7 protein-coding genes are annotated in these 7,201 nt (G+C 48.5%); 3 read left to right on the top strand and 4 right to left on the bottom strand.

Going from position 1 to position 7,201, the window contains the following annotated elements; all coding sequences use genetic code 11:
• Nucleotides 1–466: 466 nt before the first annotated feature.
• Together H6F93_RS13965 and H6F93_RS13960 are read left to right on the top strand one after the other, a co-directional pair.
• Nucleotides 467–2,623: a glycoside hydrolase family 9 protein gene (locus tag H6F93_RS13965; protein WP_190681583.1), complete on the top strand. Its 2,157-nt coding sequence runs from the start codon at nt 467–469 to the stop codon at nt 2,621–2,623.
• 364 nt (nt 2,624–2,987) lie between these two features.
• Nucleotides 2,988–3,533 (top strand): hypothetical protein, encoded by a 546-nt coding sequence (locus H6F93_RS13960; protein ID WP_190681579.1) that lies wholly within the window; start codon nt 2,988–2,990, stop codon nt 3,531–3,533.
• Here the strand turns inward: H6F93_RS13960 and H6F93_RS13955 are convergent.
• The 4 genes from H6F93_RS13955 to H6F93_RS13940 all read right to left on the bottom strand — a co-directional run bounded on the left by H6F93_RS13955 (nt 3,530) and on the right by H6F93_RS13940 (nt 5,685).
• Entirely contained in the window at nt 3,530–3,718 is a 189-nt protein-coding gene (locus H6F93_RS13955; RefSeq protein ID WP_190798587.1) for a hypothetical protein, read from the bottom strand. The genes H6F93_RS13960 and H6F93_RS13955 overlap by 4 nt on opposite strands.
• 325 nt (nt 3,719–4,043) lie before the next feature.
• Nucleotides 4,044–4,748, bottom strand: coding sequence for a cob(I)yrinic acid a,c-diamide adenosyltransferase (gene cobO, locus H6F93_RS13950; protein WP_190681573.1), 705 nt, complete (start codon nt 4,746–4,748; stop codon nt 4,044–4,046).
• The gene (locus H6F93_RS13945) at nt 4,748–5,032 is read right to left on the bottom strand and encodes a hypothetical protein (protein ID WP_190681569.1); all 285 of its coding nucleotides are present in this window, start codon (nt 5,030–5,032) and stop codon (nt 4,748–4,750) included. The genes cobO and H6F93_RS13945 overlap by 1 nt, the downstream gene beginning before the upstream one ends.
• 368 nt (nt 5,033–5,400) lie before the next feature.
• The gene (locus tag H6F93_RS13940) at nt 5,401–5,685 is read right to left on the bottom strand and encodes a hypothetical protein (RefSeq protein WP_190681566.1); all 285 of its coding nucleotides are present in this window, start codon (nt 5,683–5,685) and stop codon (nt 5,401–5,403) included.
• Between the two features lie 183 nt (nt 5,686–5,868).
• Between H6F93_RS13940 and H6F93_RS13935 the strand changes: the two genes are divergently transcribed.
• The gene (locus H6F93_RS13935; protein ID WP_190681563.1) at nt 5,869–7,071 is read left to right on the top strand and encodes a homospermidine biosynthesis protein; all 1,203 of its coding nucleotides are present in this window, start codon (nt 5,869–5,871) and stop codon (nt 7,069–7,071) included.
• Nucleotides 7,072–7,201: the final 130 nt, after the last annotated feature.

The following is a 7,201-nucleotide window of genomic DNA, read 5'->3' as shown; positions in this document are numbered from 1 at the left end:
CCAATTCTGTATATCGCATATCTGCTTCTGACGATAGCTTCTAGATAGAAACTATCTCGCTTCGCTGCGATCCTCAACTGTCACATCCCTTTGCTATTCATGCAGGAGGTCTACTGTTCTGCTAATCGAGAAGAGTCCGCTCGAAAAGGAGGAGTTTATAAGTGCACAACTGGCAGTGAGGAAAAAAGCTGTTCCTTAAATTCGATGAAGTAGCTTACATCGGATGATTCCAGTTCTTTAGGAAGCTGTTTATTACTCCTAAAACGCTTGCTTGAGATGAACTAAAAGACTAATCTTTAAGCAACTGGGAACAATCTTTAAACAGATTTAGTCCCGAGATATACAAAGCGATTAACACAGTAGGTGCTTCTATTTTCTCTCGCAGAAATGAAGTACCTACTATTTTTTTGCTCAAAAAAAATAGCCAAGCTTTTGCTGTTTACTCACAGAAGGAAATTGACAACGAATGAATACTGTCGCCTTTTCCGTAAACAATGACTGGGGTAGCGGCTTCACTGGGGGAATGTCCATCACGAACGGTGGCACCAGTTCTCTGAAACAATGGACACTAGAGTTTGAGGCTCCTTTTGAAATTACCAATATTTGGAATGCTGAAATCGTCAGCAAAACAGGAAATCGGTATGTGATCCGAAATGTTAGCTGGAATGGCAGCATTTCCCCAGGTCAAAATATTTCCTTTGGATTTAATGGCAATAAGTCAAGTGGAACGACCATTAAGCCAAGTAATTACATTTTGAATGGGCAATCGTTGGGTTCGTCAACGCCTACACCCACACCTACCCCTATCCCAGCCCCGACACCTACCCCTGCACCTGCTCCGATCGCCCTACCTACGCTCTCGGTTGACGACTTTTCCATTAAAGAAGGCACTCTCAATACCAACACCAACGCCGCATTCACCGTTAAGCTCTCTCAAGCCAGCACCAGTTCTGTGTCGGTCAATTACTCCACCGCCAATGGAACTGCTAGCTCTGGTTCTGATTACGGTGCTACTTCTGGCACCCTGACTTTCGCGCCTGGTGAAACTTCCAAAAAGATTGCTGTCACTATCAAGGGCGACAATACGGTCGAGGCAAACGAAACCTTTAAGCTCAACCTGGCTAGCTCCACAAAAGCTACGATTCGAGATGGACAGGCGATCGCCACTCTCCTCAACGACGACGTATCCACAGTTCCCACCCCGACTCCGGCTCCCACCCCGACTCCCGCCCCTCTTCCCCCACCCACCTCCGGAGCCCCCAATTACGGAGAAGCACTGCAAAAATCTCTGCTGTTTTACGAAGCTCAGCGCTCCGGTGCGCTTCCTAATGACAATCGAATTGAATGGCGTGGCAACTCTGGACTCAAAGACGGAGCTGATGTCGGCGTTGATCTCGCGGGTGGTTACTATGATGCAGGCGATCACGTCAAATTTGGCTTCCCTATGGCGGGTTCAATGACGCTGCTCAGTTGGGGTGTGATTGAATACCGCGAGGCTTACCAAAAAAGTGGGCAGCTTGATGAGGCACTCGATTCTATCCGTTGGGGGACAGACTACATCCTCAAAGCACACGTCACCGACAGCAATGGCACTAAAGCATTTTGGGGGCAAGTCGGACGAGGTGACCTCGATCATGCCTATTGGGGATCTGCTGAAAACATGACAATGCAACGCCCTGCCTATAAAATCGATCGCCAAAATCCCGGTTCTGACCTGGCGGGTGAAGCTGCTGCTGCCCTCGCCTCAGCTTCTATCGTCTTCCGCTCATCTGACCCTGCCTACGCCGATCGCCTGCTTAAAAACGCTGTTCAGCTATTCCAGTTCGCAGACACCTATCGGGGCAAGTATTCCGACTCCATTCCCGATGCCGCGAATTACTACAATTCCTGGAGCGGTTACAACGACGAACTGGTTTGGGGCGCAACCTGGCTTTACAAAGCTACAGGCGACAAAAACTACCTCAACAAAGCTGAAAGCTACTATCAGGGCGTGAATGCAGGCTGGACCCACAACTGGGACAACAAATCTCACGGTGCAGCCATTCTGCTGGCTCAGGAAACAGGTAATGTTAAATACCGCAACGATGTAGAGGGCTGGCTCAACAACTGGAGCAGCAAAACCGGCAGCGTCAAACATACAGAAGGTGGCATGGCATGGCTCGACCAGTGGGGTTCCCTGCGCTACAGCGCTAATACTGCTTTCCTATCAGGAATTTACAGTGATACGGTCAACAACGGAGGAGGGCGCTATTCTAACTTCACCGAAGACCAGGTTGATTACATTTTGGGCGTTAACCCCAACAAAATGAGCTACATGGTTGGGTTTGGGGACAAGTCACCCAAGAATCCTCATCATCGTGGAGCCTCTGGCACAACCAACATCAGCGACCCCACTGCCAACCGCAACATTCTTTATGGTGCACTGGTAGGTGGTCCGTCTGCTCCTAACGACAATGCTTACACCGATGCCCGCACCGATTACATTTCTAACGAAGTTGCGCTCGATTACAATGCTGCCTTTACAGGTGTGTTAGCTCGGATGTATGGCAACTTTGGCGGCAATCCGCTCACCGACGCTCAACTCAACAGCCTACCTGGCATTGAGGTGAACAATGGAATTTAACCCAGCAGGGTAAACGGCTTGTCAAGCCAATAAGGAGTTTATAAGGGGCTTAGGGCGTACTCTAAAGCCCCAAAAAATATTTTGAGGAGCTTGCAAACCCCTCAAAGTCTCTCAGAGCGTGAGCTTAGGGAGTGAGTAAGAGTTAGCAACACAAGTAGAAGTTTAACAATCACCGTTTGCGATTAAGACGCTGATTAAGAGGCTGCATTTTGCAGCAGTACAATTTGCTAGAAGACGTAAGCTTAGTTACATCGTTATCTCTGTCTGAAAGTGGGTTTCATCTTTCTTTATGCCTAATCAATAATAGAATTACTGCCTCTAAAGCTTTCTCATGCGCCCTCCTCGCCAAAACACAATACGGAATATGCCATCTGCAGAAGAAGAGCGTTTGCAGGCAGAGCGGATGCGCGATGTGTTGCTGTTGTTGGATAACCTGATTCGACAAGAGGATGTAACGATTAAGGCAATTCTGAGCTGTCTTTATGACGTGGGTTCAGCAAACTTGATCAACCAGAAATTTCGCTCTCGTTCTCTGAATGGCTTGATGAGGCGGATTTCAACAATGTCTAAGCCAGCATTCAGATTCTTTGCAATGCGTTGGATTAAGAAAAACTGTCCTGAATTGATCACGAAATGGCTATATTCAAAGGCTTCATTTCGGCGATCGCCAACCAATGCCGTTAAAAAGCTAGAAGCTGAAGTTGTAGATGTTAAAGCTGTTTTGCTAGATGCCGAGACTCGTAGACAGGAAGTCAAGCTGCTTCGTTCTCAGGTTAAGTTGCTGACTGGTTTGTTGATTGGGGCAATTACGATTTTGGGAGGTAGTACCCTTTGGCTAGGCTACAGCCAGTTACCCGAAGCGATACCGTTGATTCAATCTGTTCGTGGCGATACTCAAGATCCAGATTAGTAGAAGCTTTCTAAAGTGCCTTGCAAGAAATCGACGGGTTGTCGCTCTATCAAGAAGCGAGCGCCGCCTGATTCTCGACGGTCTGGCAGCCCAACGTCAGGAGGAACATATTCTTGGGCTGCTAGCACTGCTGAAGCAAATACTCCAAGCAGCCAAACTAGGGTCAGGATAAGAGAAGTCGTCACAAAAAGTGAACGAGTCCGAATGCTGAGTCTCTTTCTATACATACTGATTTTGCCCTGCTCATGTGCAAAGAAATGATGCAGATAGATTTCAAAGCAGCACAAATTACTCTGCACTGCAGAGATGGCTGCACACCCTGGGTCTCCCGGTGTTCGCAAAAAGTTTTTAAGCTCGGTTAAAGCTAGGCTATCCGCTCTTGTTTGGTACTGCCCAGTACCAGCACTGAGTCTTCAAATAAGAATTACACTTCAGTTCTATAAGGTGCAGAGAACTTTACTAAGATATGTAGCCCTAGCCAGATGATGAGTAAGAATCCTGCTCCTTGAGCTAGAACTCAATTCCAGCTTGTGCTTTGATGCCTTGCTCTTTGAAGGGATGCTTGATGAGCGTCATCTCAGTCACTAGGTCAGCCCGTTCAATTAACGCTGGGGGTGCGCCTCGTCCAGTCAGGATCACATGAGAGTTTTCAGGCTTTTGCTCTAAACCTGTCAATACTTGTTCAACTTGCAAGTAGCCTAGCTTGAGAGCAATGTTTACTTCGTCTAACAGTACGGTTCTAAAGTCTGAGTTATGGATGAATGAGAGGGCTTTTTGCCATGCAGCCTGGGCTTTTTCGATATCTCGCTGGCGATCTTGGGTTTCCCAGGTAAACCCTTCTCCCATTGCATGAAATTCTAGCTGAGGTAAACTGCCGTCTTTTGGCTCTGTCCAGGGGGCAAGGACTGCTTTTTCAGCAGGCTCCCAGGCTCCTTTGATGAACTGGACGATCGCCACTCGATAGCCGTGTCCTAACGATCGCAACACCATTCCCAGGGCAGCCGTTGTCTTGCCTTTGCCGTTGCCCGTATGCACAATGACCAGACCTTTCTGGTTTGTTTTGTCGGCTAACCGCTGCTCCTGAACCTGTTTGCGTCGCTGCATCTTGCGCTGATATTGCTCAGCCGTCAGTTCTGTGGGGGGCTGATCAGATAACTGGTTGGGTGCGGTTTCTGTGGACAGGCTTTGATCGAGATCGGGAGCGTTAGTTTCCATCAATCTTGTGTGTGAGATTCTACTTCGTCAACGAGTTGCGCCATGTCGCCCTGGTAATTTTGGTTGATGGCGATCGCCCTTTGCTTTAGGCGATCGGGTACATAGCGCAAATGCACCGGTAAACCGTGAGAGAGGAAAAAAACTGCGAGTTGCTCAGCATCAATATAAATTCCTTCTTGGTGAAGTCGTTGCAAGATGCCTTCAAAGGTTTGCCAGGTTGACTCTTGAGTTTGAGTCGAGCTTGGCACATAGCTCAGTGTGGATGAGGAGATGTAATCTGGCATAAGTGAGTAGCTCCTGAATCAGGATTTACTAGACTGAACCTTACAAGAGCCGAGCAAAGATCATAGTAAATAAGCTTGGGAAAAAAGCTTGGTTAGATTCATGCTACAGCAACTTGTCTAGGTAAGACTTTTATGTACTTCCAAGTACCCCTTTGATGGGATAGCGCGAGGGACTATAAGTGTTAAAGTAGAGTTATCTTGTATTGAGAAAGGTTGCACAGAGCGTTGAAACTCCTTGCTTTCACTGGGGATCCGTGGATGCCCCTGTGGTATCTAGAAATGAAACTAAAGCGGAGACGGCGATGTGACCCAGCTCTCTCTTGGGCAGACCGCTGTGAGGGGCCCAGTATGAGCTGATCGACCTGTAACTAGAGGTTTGCGGAGTGAATGTCTGCACAAGCCATGACGATATAGCGCCGTCTCTGGCATACTCGCAAACTGGGTCGATCAGGATATCTGTAGATTTGAAGAATTTGGGTTAATTCAGTTTTGAGCTTGAGGCAGGAAATGTCTGTTCCTGCTTTGATTTGGCGGTCGCTAAGGCTTTGAGCTAGGGCGATTGTTGGGAATGCTATGGTTGCTGCCGGAGTTTCAGCCCTATTGCGGGTTGAATCAGTAGGGGCGATCGCATTCGTGTACTCATCAAAACTCATTCAGACTTCTTGCAGGTTAGATTTCTAGCTTGGCGTGAGCAACATGTCCAAGCCCTAAACTCCTGCCAGATCAGGCTGAATTTTGACTTAACCCAAGTCCGCAGTTTACAGAGACGCGGTTCATCCTCCAAAGGCGCACCCTCACCGTTTCACACTTGATGCTTAACAATTGGGAGTGTACCAATGTCTAAATCGCTCAGCCACAAGATCGCACCTGCTCCGATGCCCAAAGAAATTAGCGTGGTCGATTTGATCGACAGCTACTTCACCGCCTACAACTCTGCACGTTTGAGAGAAATTTGTCACTTGCTTAGCCGTGAAGTGATGCGTGAGGGCGTTACGGTTGGACTGACCCTATCAGGCGCGATGACCCCTGCCGGATTTGGCGTATCGGTTTTGGCACCGCTGATTCGCAACGGCATGATCGATTACATCGTCAGCACCGGGGCAAATCTGTATCACGATATGCATTACGGTCTGGGGCTAGACTTGTTTGCTAGCAACCCTTTCGTGGATGATGTGAAGCTCCGCCAGGAAGGCCGGATTCGAATTTATGACATCGTATTTGACTATGATGTGCTGCTAGAAACCGATGCCTTCATCCGTGAGTTGTTGCGTTCTGAACCCTTTCAGAAACGTATGGGAACTGCTGAGTTTCATTATCTTTTGGGTAAATACGTGAGTGAAGTTGAGAAAAGACGCGGCGTGCAGCATCCCTGCCTGCTTTCTACTGCTTACGAATGTGGCGTGCCGATTTACACCTCTTCACCTGGAGATAGTTCGATTGGGATGAATGTGGCTGCACTGGCATTGGAAGGATCGAAACTGGTGCTTGACCCCTCGCTCGATGTGAATGAGACAGCGGCGATCGCCTATGGTGCTCGCAATTCAGACCTTCCCGGTGTAGAGGGCAAGAGCGCTGCGGTGATCATTGGTGGTGGTAGCCCCAAAAACTTCCTGCTGCAAACTCAGCCCCAAATTCATGAGGTGTTGGGTCTAGAAGAGCGCGGTCATGACTACTTTATTCAGATTACCGATGCTCGTCCTGATACGGGTGGGCTTTCTGGTGCAACACCTACCGAAGCGGTAAGTTGGGGCAAAATTGACCCGAATGAGCTACCCAGCACAGTGGTCTGCTACACCGACAGCACGATCGCACTGCCGATTCTGACTGCTTATGTGACCAACCAGTGTCCTCCCCGTCCGCTGAAGCGGCTCTACGATCGCCGTGAAGAACTGTTGGAGCAACTGCGGCAAGATTACATAACCGCGCAACAGGCAGACCGAGAGCTTGTGTCGTCCGTTGCAAGTACACCGACCTCCGAAAAGCGTGAGCCTATTGCCACCTACCCTTGTGGTACTCCAATTCACAAGTCTCAGCGATAGGAGTACAAGTAGTGCAGTCTAACTAATATCAAGTGCCTGTAGGGGCATGGCCTTTGGGCAAAAATTCTCGGTTTATTTCAGCGTCTACTTGCCAAATTTACGCCTCTACGGAGATGTCTGCTACTTTTCA

The sequence above is a fragment of the Leptolyngbya sp. FACHB-671 genome (assembly GCF_014695745.1).
In the GTDB taxonomy this organism is placed as follows: Bacteria; Cyanobacteriota; Cyanobacteriia; order Elainellales; family Elainellaceae; genus JAAUTN01.
This window is presented reverse-complemented; position numbering and strand designations above follow the sequence as displayed.